Below are 14,858 nucleotides of genomic sequence, written 5' to 3'. Positions count from 1 at the left end.
CCGCGCCTCGTGCTCTCGCACCACTACCTCGGAGGTAATCGACAGCGCGCGCCGACCCGGCCGACGGTGGGGACGTGACGACCCGACACGACCGACGAGAACGAGAGATGCACCATGATCCTCATCGACATCCGTTGTCCCGCGGACGGACTGGACTCGACCGATCGGACGGCGCTCGCCGACGACGTCGTCGCGGGGCTGGTCGGCGACCAGATGAGCGAGGACGTTCCCGACGAGACGCTCGCGCGAGCACGCGCGATGACGCACGTCGTCTTCGGCTCCGTCGAGGGATGGACCACGGGCCACGGCCGATGGCACTCGGACTCGCAGTCGACCGACTCGCAGGGCACAGCAGCGCCGCTCTGGATCACCGTGACCGTGCCGGAGACCTGGCGCGACGAGATCGCGCCGAGCCTGATCGGCTGGGTGCGACGCGCCGTACGGCACCTGGACGAGCGCCAGGGGCGGGAGCGTTCTGTCGGCGACCTGTGGATCAACGTCACCGGCATCGTCGACGGCAGCATCGGTCTCGACGGCAGGCCGGCGACAGCCGACGACGTCGTGGCGGTGATGAGCGAGCCGTTCCATGCACGCCGCGACACCGACGACGTCGACCTCCCCGAGGGCACGGTGATCGACCCCATGTGTGGCATGCGGGTCCGGCTCGGGCCCCGCGCGATCACGCTCGAGAGCGACGGAGCGACGCTGGGCTTCTGCGCTCGGAGCTGCCGCGACGCCTACGTGCGGCGCGAGGATGCCATGTCGGCGGGAGGGTCTACGGTCGCGCCATGACCACCTGGGACGCCGTCACCTCCGCCGTCGGGCTCGCCCTCTCGGGTGACCGGCAGGCGGGCCGGAGTGCGCTGCTGGAGTGCTGGACCGGCACCACGTCCGACGACCACGCTCACCGTTGCGTGCTGGCGCACTACCTCGCGGACCTCGAGGACGAGGTCGCCGACGAGGTGGGCTGGGACGAGCGTGCCCTCGCCTTGTACGCCGGGGTGCGCGACGACGATCTTGCACCGGCCGGGATCGCGTCGTCGCGGGGTCTCGCGCCGAGCCTCCACCTGAACCTCGGCGACGGCTACCTCCGCCAGGGTCGGATCGACGACGCCGCCGCCCAGCTCGCCGCCGGGCTCGGCGCGCAGGATGCCCTGGTCGACGACGGGTACGGGGAGCTCGTCCGCCGCGGGCTCGCCGCGCTCGAGCGACGCCTCGACGCTGCGCGGTCCGGCACGACGGGCTGACTCAGCTCGTCGCGAGGTGGCGCTCCACGGCCGCCAACAGCTGCGCCTCGGAGCGACGGTGACGCGCCGGGCCTGTGGCGTCGGCGAGCAGGAGACCGTCCAGGAAGGCCAGCAGATCACGGGCACGGTCACGGAGGTCGTCGGCGGGTGCGTCCGGCGCACCGCGACGCAGGGCACCGTCGAGCAGCTCGAGCAGCTGGTCCGTCCCCTCCGCCAGCGCCGCCTGCAGGTCCGGACGGCGGACCGACTCGAGCACGAGCTCGTACCGCGCGAGGGTCCGCGCCCGGCCGTCGCCCCGCCGGGACGCCCGCAGCACCGCACGGATCGCGTCGAGAGGGCCGGACTCCTGGTGGCGGGCGAGAGCGCGTGCGTCGAGGGCAGCGAGCCGCGGGACCGCGCACGCGAGGAGGTCGGCCCGCGAGCGCGCGTAGTACGAGGTCGATCCCGCGGGCAGGTCGAGGTGCTCGTCGATCGCACGGTGCGTCAGCCCCCGGCTCCCCCGCTCGGCCAGCGTCTGGATCACCGCATCGGCGATCCGGGTGCGCCGATCGTCCTTGGGGGCCATCCGTGATCTCCTCGACCTCAAGAGCCTCTACGGATGTAGAGTAGCAGCCTCGACACCTGTAGAGGAGATTCGCATGCCGATCGGCTACCTCGTGTTCCTCGCGTCCATCACCGTGTTCGCGGCTGCCGCGTGGACCCGACCGAGCGATCCCGCCCCGCACGCTCGCTACCTGCTGGCGGCGTCGGTGAACGAGATCCCGCACCTCTTCGGGGCTGCGTTGCTGCTCGCGACCGCGCTCGCCTGGGCGCAGGGCGACCTCGGCGGTCCAGCGGGGCTGATCCTGACCGGAGTCGCCTGCGCCACCCTGGCTGCCCTCGCGGGCCTGCTCGTCCGCAGCCTCTCGGCACCCGTCGAGGTGCGCAGCGCGCTCGCCGCGTCCGGGATCCAGCCCGCCCTGCGGAGCAGGGTCCGCGCGCTGCTGGCGCCCCTGCCCCTTCGACCGCTGTCGGTTCGACGCGTGCGCGGGATCGCGTACGGCCCCGACCGGCGTCAGCGTCTCGACGTCTACGCCCGGCGCGGCGGGGCGTACGGGCCGGTCCTCGTCTACTTCCACGGCGGCGGCTACTACTCCGGCGGGCGGCACCGCGAGGCTCGTGCGCTGCTGCACCACCTGGCGGCGCAGGGATGGGTGTGCATCAGCGCCGGCTACCGCCTGCGGCCGGCGGTCAGCTTCTCCGAGCACCTCGCCGACGCGCGGACAGCGCTCGCCTGGGCCCACCGCAACGCCGGCAGCCACGGCGGAGACACCAGCCGCCTGGTGCTGGCCGGGTCCTCCGCCGGGGCGCACCTCGGCTCCGTGCTGGCCCTCACGCAGGACCTGCGCACCCCGCACAGCCGGGTCGATGCCGTCGTCGGGCTGTACGGGTACTACGGGGGCTACTACGGGCACGGGCCGGCCGAGGCGGCGTCCTCCTCACCGCTCCTCCTCCCGCCCGACGAGGCGCCGCCGTTCTTCCTCGCCCACGGCGATCGGGACTCGTGGGTTCCGGTCGAGCAGGCGCGTGCACTTCGTGACCATCTCGCCGACGGTGCCGTCCCGGTGACCTACGTCGAGCTGAGCGGGGCCCAGCACGGCTTCGACCTGTTCTCGTCGGTGCGGTTCACCTCGGTCGTCGACGGCGTCGAGTCCTTCCTCGACGCCGCGCTCCGTCGTCAGAACGCGTCGACGGCGCGGAGCAGCGAGTGAGCCCGCTGCGCCGGGCCACCGCAGGGCTCGGTGCGGCGATCGTCCTGGCGCTCGGGCTTCCGGCGGCCGCGCCGGGCGTCGAGAGCGGCGGCGCCGACGACATCGCGCGCTACCTGGCCGACCACCGGGCCCGCACGCACGTCCCCGGGCTCGCCTGGGCCGTGGTCGACCGCCACGGGACCACGATCAGGGGGACCCTCGGCATCGACGGCGACGGCGAGCGTGTCACGCCCGGTACGCCGTTCTTCCTCGGATCGGTCAGCAAGACCCTCACCGCTGCCCTGGTCCTGCGCCTGGCCGACGACGGCGTCCTCGACCTCGACGCCCCGGTGACCCAGACGCTGCCCTGGCTCGACGCCGCGGCGCCGGACGTCGGTCGGCAGATCACGGCCGCCCGCCTGCTCGGTCATCGCAGCGGCTTCGACGCCGACGCCGGGCTCCGGGTGGCCGACCGACGCTCGGCTGCGCGGAAGGCGGTGACCGCCACGGCCCGCGGTCTGCGCGACAACGGCCCGGTCGCCGCTCCGGGGACGTACCAGTACAGCAGCGCCAACTACCTGCTCCTCGGCGCGCTCGTGGAGCAGGCCACGGGCAGGCCGTTCGTCGACGTCCTGGCGGAGGACCTGCTCCACCCCCTCGGGCTCTCCGGCGTCGCGCGCTACGCCCACGACTCGGGCGCGGTCCCGCCCGGTCACCGGCTGGCCTGGGGACGGGCGTGGCCGTACGACGTCGGTCCCGTCGCCGGAGGGCTGCCGTACGGGTACGCGGCCGCGACCCTGAACGACGCCGCCACCCTGGCGTCGAGCCTGCTGGTGGCGCGGCCGGGTGGGGTGTGGCCGCCCTCGATGCTGGCCGCCGTCCGCGACGGCCCCGCGCCGGACGTCGAGCAGGCGCGGTACGACACGGGCTGGCGCGTCGAGCGTCGCGACGGCGAGCGCGTCGCGTGGCACTCCGGTGCGACGCCGGGATTCTTCTCGACCGTCCTGCTGCTCCCCCGCCGAGGCCTGGCGGTGGTGCTCCTGCAGAACGGCTACGCTCCGGCGCGCGACGCCCAGCTCAACGAGGCGGCGTTCGACGTCGCGCGGCTCGCGACCGGGCGCGCGGTCCACCCGATCGACCCGGATCCGCTGCTGCTCACTGCACCCTGGGCCCTGGTCGCCCTGGGAGCCCTCCTGCTCACGACCACCCTCGTCGGCGCGCGTCGCCGGACGGTGCGTCCGCGGCGGGGCCGTCTCTGGCTGCTCGGCGGTTGGACGGCGTTGCTGGCGGCCGTCGCCGCCACGGCGGCGTGGGCCCTGTCACGGGCGGCAGCCGGGAGCGTGACGGTGCTCGCACGCTGGACCCCGGACCTGTTCCTCGCCGGTGTCGCGCTCGTCGGATGCTGCGCCCTCGCCATCCTCGTCGCAGCGGCGGCAGCACTCCGTACCGCCCGACTTCACCGATCCGTCCGACCCTGACCCAGGAGGTCCCGTGCGCTCGCTCGTCTACCTGATCGCCGTCAGCATCGACGGCTTCATCGCCGCCCCCGACGGCGGCACGGAGATGTTCCCGCAGCCGCCCGAAGCACTGGCCGACTACTTCGCCGAGTATCCGGAAGCGTGCCCCGCGCACGCCCGGGACGCCCTGAACGTCACCGAGCCCGCGCGTCACTTCGACACGGTGCTGATGGGAGCCCGCACCCACCAGCCCGCACTCGACGCCGGCCTGACCAGCGGGTATCCGCACCTCGAGCAGTACGTGTTCTCGCACCGCGCGCTGCCGCCGGGCGAGAATCTCACCGTAGTGCGCGGCGATCCGGTCGACGTCGTGCGCGACCTCAAGCGGAGGCCCGGGCGCGACATCTGGCTCTGCGGTGGCGGCGACCTGGCCGCCCAGCTGGTCGACGAGATCGACGAGCTGCACCTCAAGGTGACACCGGTGCTGCTCGGCGGCGGTGTCCCGCTGTTCGCGGGCGGCGCGACCCTCCCCGTCGAGCTGCGGGACACACGCGTGCTCGGCGGCAGCGTCGTCCTGGCGCGCTACCGCCGAGGGCAGTGATGCGTCGCCGAGCCGTTGCGGCCGGTCACGCTCGTCGGTTGCGCGGGTGGTTCTTGGCCGTGCGCTCGTTGCCGTGCTTGTATTGACCGGTCGCTCGGGCCATCAGCTCCTGCGGATCCCGCCGCTCCACGTCGGCCAAGAACCTTGCGGCCGCGGCTCCCCGCAAGGTGGCGGCACGGCGTCCGTGGTGGGCGATGACCACGTCGGAGCCGGCCAGCTCGTAGGTGAACCCGTGAGGTCGAGGCATGAGCTCAGCATGCCTCGACCTCACGGGGCCGGTCATCCCGATTCCGACCGCCGCGGCACGTAGCGCATCGCGACCGCTCCCGACGCGAGCTCCTGCCGTCCCACCAGCTCCAGGGCGAGAGGTCGGGTCAACCCGGCGAACAGCGTCGGCCCGTGGCCCGCGAGCCACGGGTGCACCACGATCTCGTACTCGTCGACGAGACCCAGCTCCGTGAGCTGCTGCGCCAGCTGCACACCGCCGACGAACACACCCCGGGGGCAGCTCTGCGCGAGCGTCCGGACCGCGGTCGGGAGATCACCGCGCACCAGCTCGGCGTTCCAGTCGACGGACTCGAGGGTGCTCGAGACGACGTACTTCTTCGCCGCGTCCATCGTCCGGACGAACGGGTCGGCAGGATCGGCGCCCGCGTCCCCGCCGATCCGGAAGGCGGCCTCCATCATCTCGTAGGTGACCCGGCCGAAGAGGAGCGCGTCCGCTTCGGCGAGCCTGTCGGCTGCGTGCCGGTGGAGCTCGTCGTCCCCCGGGACCGCGCGGTGATCGCAGCAGCCGTCCAGCGTCACGTTGATCGAGTAGCGGACAGGCCCCGCCGACGTCGTCTCCGCGCTCATCGACCGGTGCTCGCCGGCGACGGGGCGGGGACGTCGAGCGCCTCGAGCCAGGTCTGCCAGGCCGGCTCCTCACGGCGCGCGTAGGCAGCCGCGTCGGGCGAGAACAGGTACGCCCGCACGCCGGCCAGTGCGTTGCCGTCGGCCTCCGCGAACGTGTACACGCTGAGCATCCCGGGCACCGGCGCGATCACCCGTACGAGCGCCTGCCGCTCACCGACACGCTCGACCGTGCCCGTCGCGCCCCGCACCTCGACGGACGTCCCCTCGTCCCCGAGCACGAGCGCCTCGCTCAGAGCCGACCAGAGCGTGTCGGCGTCGCATCGATGACTGGCGGCGGCCTCGAAGTGCGTCGCCTCCTGGCCCGGGAAGTGCGACAGGTAGAGCCGCAGGTTGTCGAAGAACGGCATCCAGTTCGGCGCCAGGTCGTCCCAGAACTCCGACTCCCAGTCGGCGCCCGTCCCGAAGCCGCTGCTGGTCACGCGCACGATGCACGTCCCGCCCGACTGGGCCTCGACCAGGAACTCCGACGTCAGCGGGCTGAGCGCATCGGGGTCCTTGCCCATCAGCGCGGCCCAGTCCTCCTCGTAGACGAGGCGGCGCGGCGGCTCCCAGCGGGTGACCTCACCGTCGGAGCCCATGTCCGGCCCCATGGTGAAGTGCAAGGAGCCGCCCTCACGCTCCTCCATCTCGGTCGGACCGAACCACGCGCTCATGCCTCGGGCGGTGGCGATGGCCTGCCAGACCTGCTCCGGGGTCCCGGGGACCTCGACGCTGAACTCCAGGCGGTACGGGACGTTCGGGGTGGTGCTCATGCGTCCTCCTCGGGACGTGGGTGGGCCGCGACGACGAGCCGGTGCGGCCGACCGTCGTCGTGGTGGTAGCGGGCGGCGAGGTCGAGCACCGCCGCCGTCAGGTCGTCGGCGAAGGCAGCCCGGTCCTCGGCGGACCGGAACCCGATCTGCGTGTCGATGGTCAGGGTCGGGAGGCGCTTGCCGGACGAGCCCGCTCGGCGGGCCAGGGCGCCGACCTCCCGTACCACCCGACCGGCGAGGGCCACGAGATAGCCGGCCGAGAGGTGGTCGGCGTTGGCGTCCGGGTCGGCCCCGGACGCACTCACCGCAGCCGGCGACACGACGTACGACGCGGCCGAGGCCCGGAGCACGCGCTCCTTGATCCCCCCGTGCCTGCGCTCCTCGGCGAGCTCGACCAGACCGTGAGCCTCGAGCGCCTTGAGGTGGTAGTTGACCTTCTGCCGAGCGATGCCGACCCGAGCGGCGAGCCCGGCCGCGGACGCCGGGACCGTCAGCTCACCGAGGAGCCGCGCCCGGACCGGGTCCAGCGCAGTCGCCGCAGCGTCCGCGCTCTCGATGACTTCGACGTCGTTCATGACCCCAGCGTGCCCTTGACAAAATAATTTGTCAAGAGGTCGAGGACAGCCCCGTCCCGCGCTCTTCGAGCCACTCCTCGAGGAGCGTCAGGAACGAGTCGGGGCGCTCCATCGACGGCAGGTGCGCGGTCCCGGGCCAGGTGATCGACCGGGCGTCCTGGATCCCGTCGGTCAGGCACGCAGCAGCGGCGGTCACCGCGTCCACGTCGAGATCGCCGCAGAGCACGAGCGTCGGCACGGCGATCTCGCCGTAGCGCTGGTCCGGTCCGGGCTCGAGCTCGATCTCCAGCTCGTCGACGTCGTCCCAGTCGGCCGTGATCTCGAAGGCGCGGCGCTGCATGGTCGCGACCGCGGCTCGCATCCGGGGCGCCACCCGGTCGGCCGGGCCGTCGGGTCCGTCGACCCACCACGCGAGGTTCGCCTCCACCGCAGCCTCGACGTCGCCGCGTTCGAGCGCTGCGTCCTCGGCCGCGACGAACGCCGCCAGCTGGCCGGTCTCCTCGGCGAGCAACGAGCCGCCCGGGGCGCAGAGCAGCAGCGAAGCCACCCGGCCCGGCTCGGCCAGTGCAGCCTCGACGGCAACCCCCGCGCCGTACGAGCAGCCGACCAGGTCGGCCCGCTCGACCTCGAGAGCCCGGAGGGTCTCGAGCAGATCGCGGTACGGGGCCCAGGCCTCCGTCGGCCTCGCGGTGGACTCCCCGAACCCCCGCAGGTCCAGCCGGACGGTGTCATGACGCACGGTCAGGTGCGACCACTGCGGGTCCCACATCCGGCGGTCCGCGATGCCGGCGTGGATCAGGACGACGGTGCCGGCGTCGTCCGTGGGTCCCGCGCGGTCGTAGGCGATCCCGGTCGCGTGGCAGATCGGCAACGTAGGTCCTCCCAGCTGTCGGACGATCGAGCAGAGGGTGGTGCGATGGTCACGAGGGCGCCTGCACCGACCCCGTGAGCGCCGCATCGACCTCGCTCGAGCGGCGCCCGCGGCGATACTCCTGCGGGCTGACACCGTGCTCGCGCTTGAACGCGGTGCTGAGGGAGAAGGGTGTGCCGTACCCGACCTGACGTGCGACCGAGGCGACGGTGACCTCGCTCGAGGAGCAGAGCAGGTCGGCGGCCAGCGCCAGCCGCCAGCTCGCGAGGTAGGCCATCGGCGGCTCGCCGAGCAGTGCCGTGAACCGTCGCGCCAGAGACGCGCGCGAGACCCCCACCCGGGCGGCGAGCTCGGTCACGGTCCAGGGATGAGCGACCTGCTGGTGCAGGAGCCCGAGGGCCGCGGCGACGGCCGGGTCGTGCTGCGCACGGAACCACCCCGGCGCCTCGGTCTGCTGGAGCGCGAACCACGTCCGCAGCGTCGAGATCAGCAGGACGTCCAGCAGCCGGTCGAGCAGCGCGCGCTGGCCTGGGGCCTCGACCTGCATCTCCGCGGCGAGGACCGGCAGCACCGGAGTCCCCAGCTCCTCGGGCGTCAGGGCGACCACGGCAGGGAGGGCGTTGAGCAAGGGCTTGCTGGCCTCACCCGCCCCCTCGTACGTGCCCACGAGCAGGATGCACGAGGCGTCGGCGCGATGGCCCCAGGTCCGGATCCCGAGCGACCACTCGTCCCAGAGGCCCCGACCGTCCGCGGCGCTCGTGCAACGACCGCCTGGGTAGACGACGACGCTCGGCGGGGTGTCGGGACGGTCCGCGACCAGGTAGTGGTCGGGACCGCGCACCACCGCCACCTGCCCCTCGCGCAGCTCGCGTGGGGCGCCGTCGGTGGGGGCGAGCCAGGCCGTGCCCCGCAGCACCGCGAGCACGGTCAACGGCGCCTCGTCCTCGATGCGCAGCGACCACGGCGGGTCGAGGAGCGCCCGCAGGAGGAACGCCCCGCGGGCGCGTGGTCCGTCGAGCAGTGCCTCCAGCACGTCCACGCCTGCCATGCTAGCCAGCGCGGCGGTCGGGGCGGTCATGTCGACACCCGCGTCATGCCGACACGGACACGGCACGGTGCAGGTACGCCGGATCAGCCGCCTGCGCGAGGAGGAACGCCGCGACGTCGGCCCGTGAGACCTTCAACCGCAGCCCCCGCTCGTCCCCGGCGAACCCGTGCCGGAGCTCGCCGAGCGCATCGCCGGGTGCGTCGGTGAACGCCGAGGGGCGGACGATGGTCCAGTCGAGGCCGCTCGCCGTGACCACGTCCTCCTGACGGACGTGATCGGCGTACGCGGGCCGCAGCAGCGCGCCGAACATCACGTAGCGCCACCACAGGTTCAGGTTGCGCCGGCTCGAGCCCACGCCGAGCGTGGACTGGCACACCAGCCGGCGAGCACCGGTCTCGTGCATGGCGGCCACCACGGCGCGCGTCCCGGCCTCGCGTACCCGGCCCTGCCGACCGGCACCGAGGGTGACGATCACGGCGTCCGCGCCCTTCACCGCAGGCGCGCACACCTCCGGTTCGGTGGGATCCCCCTGGACGACCCGCAGGCGGTCGTGGCGTTGCGTCACGCGGTCGGCGTCGCGGGTGACGGCCGTGACGTCGTGCCCGGCTGCGAGCGCCTGCTCGACGACGAGCCGGCCGACGGTGCCGGTGGCGCCGAAGACGGTGATGTTCATGGATGGTCTCCTTCGAGTGAGGTACGGCGGGTGCGTGAGGTACGGAGCCGTGCGGTCCGGCAGGCCGCTGCCGGGGTCAGCCCGCCGCCCTCCCGATGGCGAGGAGGGCGCCGCACAACGCGGTGAGGGAGGCCGTCGAGGTGACGGCACGGACGGTGTTCCACGGGACCCAGCGGGTCTCGAACCGCGCACGCAGGTCAGAGGCGTCGGCGAAGGCGGGTGCGGCTTCCTGGGCCAGCGCGTTGATCGGCAGGTGCACCACGACGGTGATCGCGATCGTCACGACGATCAGCACCAGGGCGGCGACCAGCCACGGCGACGCGACCCGGTCCCCGCCGAGGTCGACAGCCAGCGCCGCGACCACCAGCACCGGGCTTCCCAGGAACGCGAGCATCATCCACGGGTTGCCGATGGCGGCGTCGATCCGCTGGAAGGCCGTCAGGTACGCGCGGTCGCCGAGGGTGCCGAGCCCGGGCATCACGGCGTGGGCGAAGACGACGAGGAGCCCGGCGACGAGACCGGTGGTGACGGTGGCCGCGACGGCGGTGGTTCCGAGGACTGTGGTCATGTCCCTCATTCGACCGCCGGGCACCACCGCCTGACCATCGTCGGCTCGCTCGCGGACATACGTCAGACGCTCACGCCGTGAGCGGCTCCCGCTGGATCGGACCGTGGCTCGCGGTAGCGCCACCACCAGCAGGTCATCAACGCGGTGCTCCCGAGGTAGAAGCCGTGCAGGAGCCAGATCGGCCCCATCGGGAGCGACAGGACGTAGACGGTGTGCACCAGGTTCCCGAGGTTCGCCACCATGAGCTGACCGAGGCTGTACGAGTGAAGGTCCCGTGTCCGCGCCGCCTTGACCAGCATCGGCAGGTAGCTCACCACGAAGAGCATGGCCGACACAGCGCCCGCGAGGACGCCGGCGCTGTGCAGGGACATCTCCGGCTCCGTCAGAGGTTGTCGATCGTCACGACGGTGCCGGCCAGGCCCACGACGTACGCCGTGCTCCCCACCAGCTCGAGCGAGGTCGGCCGGTCCAGCACGATCTCGTCTCCGTCCCCGTCGGTGACCGGGACGAGATCGCCGCGCCATCCCACGCGGACCAGCCGACCCGTGCTCGGCGACGCCGGAGACCCTTCGGACGCGCCGTCCCACCGACCCTGGGACAGCGCGTACAGACCCGCGCGAGGGTCGAGCTCGACGTCGACGAGCAGGCTCGCGCCACGGGCGACCTCGACGGGCGCGCGGTGACGCCGGAACGTGGCGACGACCCTCCCGTCCTCCGGGTCGTGCGGGATCGGTCCGGCCTGCGAGGTCAGGACGACCGGTCCGACGACCTCCAGCCCGGTGGGGACGACGTTGCCGAAGGCTCTCGCCTCGCTGACGTGCCCCCGGGGCCCGACCCGCAGGACGCGGTTGTGGTGTCCGTCGGTCACCAGGAACCCGTCACCGCGACGTTCGAGGGCGTACTGGAGCCCGGTGGTGATGAAGGAGTCCGTCACCGGTGGATGCTCCTCCGACCACGTGCCGACATCGGCGAACACGCGGAACCGCCCGTCCCGACCGAGCCGGTAGAGACCGACGGTCCGATCACCGATGGGCGTGCCCGCGAGGTCCCCTCCGACGAGCGTGACGAGCACGTACGCGGTCCGACCGACGAACTCCAGATCCATCGCCCCGCCGATCCCGAGGACCTGGGTCGGCAGCCCGTCGGCGTACGTGCGCGTCGCGCCGGTCCTCCGATCGATGCGCAGCACGCTGCCCGCGTTCGGATCGGTCACGTACAGGGCTCCGTCCGGTCCGATCGCGCTTCCGGAGGCCAGTCCGGTCCCGAACTCGGTCAGCGGGGTGAGCACCGGCGCGTCCGTGGTCCGTGCCCGCTCGACCTTCTCGGTCGGCGGCTGCTCCGCCGCCGCGTGCAGCGGCGCGGGTGTCAGGATCGCCAGGAGTGCTCCCGCGAGTGCGAGCCGTGTGATCCTCATGAGGCTCTCCTCGCCGCGACGTTCTGATTGACGTGGAAGAAGTTGGCCGGGTCGTACTTGCCCTTCAACGCAACCAGTCGTGCGTAGTTGTCGCCGTAGCTCGCGGCGAGGCGCTCCTCGTCACCGTCGCCCATCATGAAGTTCACGTACCCACCGCTCTGCGTGTGCTCGTGGATGGCGGCCCAGTAGCGTCTCGCCCAGGCGCTCAGCTCGGGGGCGAGGGCGGGGTCGGCGTCGACCGCGACGACGACCATCGCCCACCTGGCCGCGCGCTCGTTCCACGCCGTCTCGGTCGGGCCGACCCGGTGGACGGCGCCGTCGATGGGGTAGAGGTGCACCATCGAGAGTGCGCCCACCATGTCCCGGCTCTGGACGACGTGCTCCTGGATGGCGGCATCGGTGAGCTCGTGCACGTACTCGCCACGCCAGTACCACTGCAGCCCCGGCGGGATCAGCGGATCGAAGAGCTGCTGGACGGCCGGGAACGGCATCTCGTCCATCCAGTCGAACATCGGCTCCGGCAGCGCGTCGAGCAGGCGCCCCATGACCTCGCCTCCCCGGTCGGCCGGGCCGTTGAAGCAGGAGACGACCGCGCAGGCGAGGTCGCCGTGGTGCTCTGCCGGGAACGGGTCGACGGCCGGGACCCGCTTGATGCCCACGAAGCTGCCGAGCTCCTCGGGCGCCTGCGCGAGGAACTCCCGGTACGCGCGCATGACCTGCTCCGTGTGCTCGTGGCCCCAGAAGACCGGACCCGCGAAGACCTGGCCGACCGGGTGGGCCTGGAACAGGAAGCTCGTGACGACACCGAAGTTGCCGCCACCACCCCGCAGACCCCAGAACAGGTCGGCATGGCTGGTCGGGCTCGCCGTGACGAGGCGACCGTCGGCCAGCACCACGTCCGCCTCGAGCAGGTTGTCGATCGTCAGCCCGTGCTGACGCGACAGGTACCCGATCCCGCCCCCGAGCGTCAGCCCTCCGACGCCGGTCGTCGAGACGATGCCGAACGGCACCGCCAGGCCGTACGCGTGCGTCGCATGGTCGACGTCTCCCGTCGTGCAGCCTGCTGCCACGCGGACGGTCCCGTGCTCGACGTCGACCCGCACGCCGCGCATCCGCGTCAGATCGATGACCAGCCCGTCGTCGACGCTGCCGAGGCCGGGCCCGTTGTGACCGCCGCCGCGTACGGCGACCTCCAGCCCCGTCTCCCGTGCGTAGTCGACGCACGCGGCCACGTCGGCGGCGTCGAGGCACTGCGCGATCAGTCGGGGATGCTTGTCGATCATGGCGTTGTAGAGCGCCCGTGCCTCGTCGTACGCGGGGTCGTCGCGATCGACGACCCTCCCCCGGACCCGTTGGCCCAGGCTGCTCGCGGTCTGTACGGTCATGGTTCCTCCCCGTGGACGCCCCTCCCGTCGAAGGGCTGGGAATCGACCGTAGGAGTGCTGCGAGTCCGAACTGAATGGCCGCTCGTCCGAGGCTGTTGTCCGTTCGTCCCCGAGGTGCGAGATTCGTGTCAGGACGTCCGATGAGGGTGTCCGGGGGTCCGGGAGGCGAGCATGGACGTGCTTTCCGACGTGCTCCTGTCGGTGCGACTGACGGGCGCCGTGTTCTTCGACGTCGATGCCAGGTCACCGTTCGTCACCCAGTCGCCCAGCGTCGCCTCGCTGCACCGCGAGGTCCTCCCGGGCGCGGAGCACGTGATCGCGTTCCACGTGGTGACCGAGGGCACCTGCTGGGCGGAGATCGTCGCACCCGGCGAGGCGCCCGTGGCCCTGAAGGCGGGCGACATGGTCGCGTTCCCGGGTGGCGACGCGAACGTCATGGCCTCCGCCCCGGGGATGCGGGGCGCCCCCGACCCGTCGCTCTACCAGCGCCCTCCCGACCGGACGCTGCCGTTCCCCCTCCGCATGAGCCGGAGGTCCACCGCGGATCGAACGCGGTTCGTGTGCGGCTTCCTGGGGTGCGACAGCCGACCGTTCAACCCGCTGCTCGACTCGCTCCCCCGCATCGTCCACTCGCCCGTGTCCTCGCAGAGCCGCCAGTGGGTCGCCGGCCTGATCGACGCGGCCGTGCAGACCAGTGATCGTGAGGCCGGCGCAGGCCGGGAGGCGTTGCTCGCCAAGCTTGCGGAGCTGATGTTCGTCGAGGCCCTCCGCAGCCACCTGGCGCAGCTCGGGGAGGACGAGCGCGGCTGGCTCGCGGGGGTGCGTCAACCGCAGGTCGGCGAGGCGCTCCGTCTCATCCACGGACGACCCGCCGATCCGTGGACCCTCGAGCGTCTCGCCCACGAGGTCGGCATGTCGAGATCGTCGTTCGCCGACCAGTTCACCACCTACGTCCGGATCCCGCCGATGCGGTATCTCTCCCGGTGGCGGCTGCAGATCGCCGCCCGGCTGCTGAAGTCCGGCACCGTCACCGTGGCGCAGGCAGCCACGGCCGTGGGTTACCAGTCCGAAGCGTCGTTCAACCGAGCCTTCAAGCGGGAGGTCGGCAGCGCCCCGGGCGAGTGGCGCCGACGCCGCCCCTACGTCGACGACGAGCGGTCGTGACCGGCAGGGAGTCCCGTGCCCTCCCCGGCGTACTCGCCGGTGGGCTCGATCGGGGTGATCACGTCGACGAGGACGCCGTCGGGTCCGGCCACGATGAAGTGGCGCTGACCGAAGTCCTCCGAGCGCAACGGCAGGAGAGGCTCGAGGGGGCCGCTCGTGACCAGCCGCTCGTACTCGGCGTCCGCGTCGTCGACCTCGAGGTTGATCAGGATGCCGGCGGCGGGGCGCCCCGCTGCGGGGATCGTGGGGTGGCTCGCCTCGAGGACGGCCAGCTCCCAGCGGTCGCGCCGGAGGCTGACGTACCAGTCGGTCTCGAAGACCGTCTCGAAGCCGAAGTGCTCCCGGTAGAAGGCGGCGGTGGTGGTGACGTCCTCGGTCATCAGCACCGGGTAGATGCTCGTGTACGGCACGACAGCACTCCTTTACGTACAGCGTGTATGTATACGTCCATGTTATAC

At 72.5% G+C, this 14,858-nt stretch carries 19 protein-coding genes; 6 read left to right on the top strand and 13 right to left on the bottom strand.

Annotation, left to right across the window (positions count from 1 at the left end):
• The first annotated feature begins 114 nt into the window (after positions 1-114).
• Both CLV56_RS09745 and CLV56_RS09740 read left to right on the top strand, forming a co-directional pair.
• A complete protein-coding gene (locus CLV56_RS09745) occupies positions 115-792 on the top strand; it encodes a hypothetical protein (protein ID WP_039363430.1) in 678 nt (225 codons plus the stop codon).
• Positions 789-1,247 (top strand): hypothetical protein, encoded by a 459-nt coding sequence (locus CLV56_RS09740; protein WP_039363428.1) that lies wholly within the window; start codon positions 789-791, stop codon positions 1,245-1,247. The genes CLV56_RS09745 and CLV56_RS09740 overlap by 4 nt, the downstream gene beginning before the upstream one ends.
• Before the next feature lies 1 nt (position 1,248).
• On the opposite strand, the gene CLV56_RS09735 is transcribed toward CLV56_RS09740, so the two are convergent.
• Entirely contained in the window at positions 1,249-1,812 is a 564-nt protein-coding gene (locus tag CLV56_RS09735) for a TetR/AcrR family transcriptional regulator (RefSeq protein WP_100414753.1), read from the bottom strand.
• A gap of 73 nt (positions 1,813-1,885) precedes the next feature.
• Here CLV56_RS09735 and CLV56_RS09730 point away from each other — a divergent pair, with 73 nt between their 5' ends.
• The 3 genes from CLV56_RS09730 to CLV56_RS09720 are packed head-to-tail and all read left to right on the top strand — an operon-like array spanning position 1,886 to position 5,035.
• The gene (locus CLV56_RS09730) at positions 1,886-2,998 is read left to right on the top strand and encodes an alpha/beta hydrolase (RefSeq protein ID WP_100414752.1); all 1,113 of its coding nucleotides are present in this window, start codon (positions 1,886-1,888) and stop codon (positions 2,996-2,998) included.
• The gene (locus tag CLV56_RS09725) at positions 2,995-4,455 is read left to right on the top strand and encodes a serine hydrolase domain-containing protein (protein ID WP_039363425.1); all 1,461 of its coding nucleotides are present in this window, start codon (positions 2,995-2,997) and stop codon (positions 4,453-4,455) included. Before CLV56_RS09730 ends, CLV56_RS09725 begins: the two co-directional genes overlap by 4 nt.
• Positions 4,456-4,468: 13 nt before the next feature.
• Positions 4,469-5,035 carry a dihydrofolate reductase family protein gene (locus CLV56_RS09720; protein WP_039363422.1) on the top strand — a complete coding sequence of 189 codons (567 nt, stop codon included), beginning with the start codon at positions 4,469-4,471 and terminating at the stop codon, positions 5,033-5,035.
• Between the two features lie 25 nt (positions 5,036-5,060).
• Here CLV56_RS09720 and CLV56_RS09715 read toward each other — a convergent pair whose 3' ends face one another.
• From CLV56_RS09715 to CLV56_RS09665, 11 genes are all read right to left on the bottom strand, one after another.
• Positions 5,061-5,282: a hypothetical protein gene (locus CLV56_RS09715; protein WP_039363819.1), complete on the bottom strand. Its 222-nt coding sequence runs from the start codon at positions 5,280-5,282 to the stop codon at positions 5,061-5,063.
• 32 nt (positions 5,283-5,314) lie between these two features.
• The gene (locus CLV56_RS09710; RefSeq protein WP_039363419.1) at positions 5,315-5,890 is read right to left on the bottom strand and encodes a dihydrofolate reductase family protein; all 576 of its coding nucleotides are present in this window, start codon (positions 5,888-5,890) and stop codon (positions 5,315-5,317) included.
• A complete protein-coding gene (locus CLV56_RS09705; protein ID WP_039363417.1) occupies positions 5,887-6,702 on the bottom strand; it encodes an SRPBCC family protein in 816 nt (271 codons plus the stop codon). The genes CLV56_RS09710 and CLV56_RS09705 overlap by 4 nt, the downstream gene beginning before the upstream one ends.
• Complete coding sequence (locus CLV56_RS09700) at positions 6,699-7,277, bottom strand: ArsR/SmtB family transcription factor (RefSeq protein ID WP_039363415.1); 579 nt, start codon at positions 7,275-7,277, stop codon at positions 6,699-6,701. Before CLV56_RS09700 ends, CLV56_RS09705 begins: the two co-directional genes overlap by 4 nt.
• Before the next feature lie 31 nt (positions 7,278-7,308).
• Entirely contained in the window at positions 7,309-8,148 is an 840-nt protein-coding gene (locus CLV56_RS09695) for an alpha/beta fold hydrolase (RefSeq protein ID WP_157805126.1), read from the bottom strand.
• 49 nt (positions 8,149-8,197) lie between these two features.
• Positions 8,198-9,187 carry an AraC family transcriptional regulator gene (locus tag CLV56_RS09690; protein WP_100415114.1) on the bottom strand — a complete coding sequence of 330 codons (990 nt, stop codon included), beginning with the start codon at positions 9,185-9,187 and terminating at the stop codon, positions 8,198-8,200.
• Between the two features lie 52 nt (positions 9,188-9,239).
• On the bottom strand, positions 9,240-9,869 hold the full coding sequence (locus CLV56_RS09685; RefSeq protein WP_039363413.1) for an NAD(P)-dependent oxidoreductase: 630 nt from the start codon (positions 9,867-9,869) through the stop codon (positions 9,240-9,242).
• Positions 9,870-9,945: 76 nt separating this feature from the next.
• Complete coding sequence (locus CLV56_RS09680; protein ID WP_100414750.1) at positions 9,946-10,437, bottom strand: anthrone oxygenase family protein; 492 nt, start codon at positions 10,435-10,437, stop codon at positions 9,946-9,948.
• Positions 10,438-10,499: 62 nt separating this feature from the next.
• Positions 10,500-10,808 (bottom strand): hypothetical protein, encoded by a 309-nt coding sequence (locus CLV56_RS09675; RefSeq protein ID WP_039363409.1) that lies wholly within the window; start codon positions 10,806-10,808, stop codon positions 10,500-10,502.
• Positions 10,809-10,819: 11 nt separating this feature from the next.
• Positions 10,820-11,851, bottom strand: coding sequence for a hypothetical protein (locus CLV56_RS09670; protein WP_039363406.1), 1,032 nt, complete (start codon positions 11,849-11,851; stop codon positions 10,820-10,822).
• Positions 11,848-13,236 carry an FAD-binding oxidoreductase gene (locus CLV56_RS09665; protein ID WP_039363404.1) on the bottom strand — a complete coding sequence of 463 codons (1,389 nt, stop codon included), beginning with the start codon at positions 13,234-13,236 and terminating at the stop codon, positions 11,848-11,850. Before CLV56_RS09665 ends, CLV56_RS09670 begins: the two co-directional genes overlap by 4 nt.
• Before the next feature lie 171 nt (positions 13,237-13,407).
• Here CLV56_RS09665 and CLV56_RS09660 point away from each other — a divergent pair, with 171 nt between their 5' ends.
• Positions 13,408-14,400, top strand: a complete 993-nt coding sequence (locus CLV56_RS09660) for an AraC family transcriptional regulator (RefSeq protein ID WP_039363401.1) — start codon at positions 13,408-13,410, stop codon at positions 14,398-14,400.
• Here CLV56_RS09660 and CLV56_RS09655 read toward each other — a convergent pair.
• Positions 14,376-14,810: a VOC family protein gene (locus CLV56_RS09655; RefSeq protein WP_100414749.1), complete on the bottom strand. Its 435-nt coding sequence runs from the start codon at positions 14,808-14,810 to the stop codon at positions 14,376-14,378. The genes CLV56_RS09660 and CLV56_RS09655 overlap by 25 nt on opposite strands.
• Positions 14,811-14,858 lie beyond the last annotated feature (48 nt).

This window comes from Mumia flava (assembly GCF_002797495.1).
In the GTDB taxonomy this organism is placed as follows: Bacteria; Actinomycetota; Actinomycetes; order Propionibacteriales; family Nocardioidaceae; genus Mumia; species Mumia flava.
Note: the sequence above shows the minus strand (reverse complement) of the source record. Positions and strands in the feature narration are given on the sequence as shown.

Coding starts and splice junctions, on each gene's coding strand:
- CLV56_RS09740 (WP_039363428.1), top strand. CDS start 789: ATGACCACCTGGGACGCCGTCACCTCCGCCGTCGGGCTCGCCCTCTCG.
- CLV56_RS09715 (WP_039363819.1), bottom strand. CDS start 5,282: ATGCCTCGACCTCACGGGTTCACCTACGAGCTGGCCGGCTCCGACGTG.
- CLV56_RS09705 (WP_039363417.1), bottom strand. CDS start 6,702: ATGAGCACCACCCCGAACGTCCCGTACCGCCTGGAGTTCAGCGTCGAG.
- CLV56_RS09700 (WP_039363415.1), bottom strand. CDS start 7,277: ATGAACGACGTCGAAGTCATCGAGAGCGCGGACGCTGCGGCGACTGCG.
- CLV56_RS09685 (WP_039363413.1), bottom strand. CDS start 9,869: ATGAACATCACCGTCTTCGGCGCCACCGGCACCGTCGGCCGGCTCGTC.
- CLV56_RS09710 (WP_039363419.1), bottom strand. CDS start 5,890: ATGAGCGCGGAGACGACGTCGGCGGGGCCTGTCCGCTACTCGATCAAC.
- CLV56_RS09670 (WP_039363406.1), bottom strand. CDS start 11,851: ATGAGGATCACACGGCTCGCACTCGCGGGAGCACTCCTGGCGATCCTG.
- CLV56_RS09665 (WP_039363404.1), bottom strand. CDS start 13,236: ATGACCGTACAGACCGCGAGCAGCCTGGGCCAACGGGTCCGGGGGAGG.
- CLV56_RS09680 (WP_100414750.1), bottom strand. CDS start 10,437: ATGACCACAGTCCTCGGAACCACCGCCGTCGCGGCCACCGTCACCACC.
- CLV56_RS09730 (WP_100414752.1), top strand. CDS start 1,886: ATGCCGATCGGCTACCTCGTGTTCCTCGCGTCCATCACCGTGTTCGCG.
- CLV56_RS09675 (WP_039363409.1), bottom strand. CDS start 10,808: ATGTCCCTGCACAGCGCCGGCGTCCTCGCGGGCGCTGTGTCGGCCATG.
- CLV56_RS09660 (WP_039363401.1), top strand. CDS start 13,408: ATGGACGTGCTTTCCGACGTGCTCCTGTCGGTGCGACTGACGGGCGCC.
- CLV56_RS09735 (WP_100414753.1), bottom strand. CDS start 1,812: ATGGCCCCCAAGGACGATCGGCGCACCCGGATCGCCGATGCGGTGATC.
- CLV56_RS09745 (WP_039363430.1), top strand. CDS start 115: ATGATCCTCATCGACATCCGTTGTCCCGCGGACGGACTGGACTCGACC.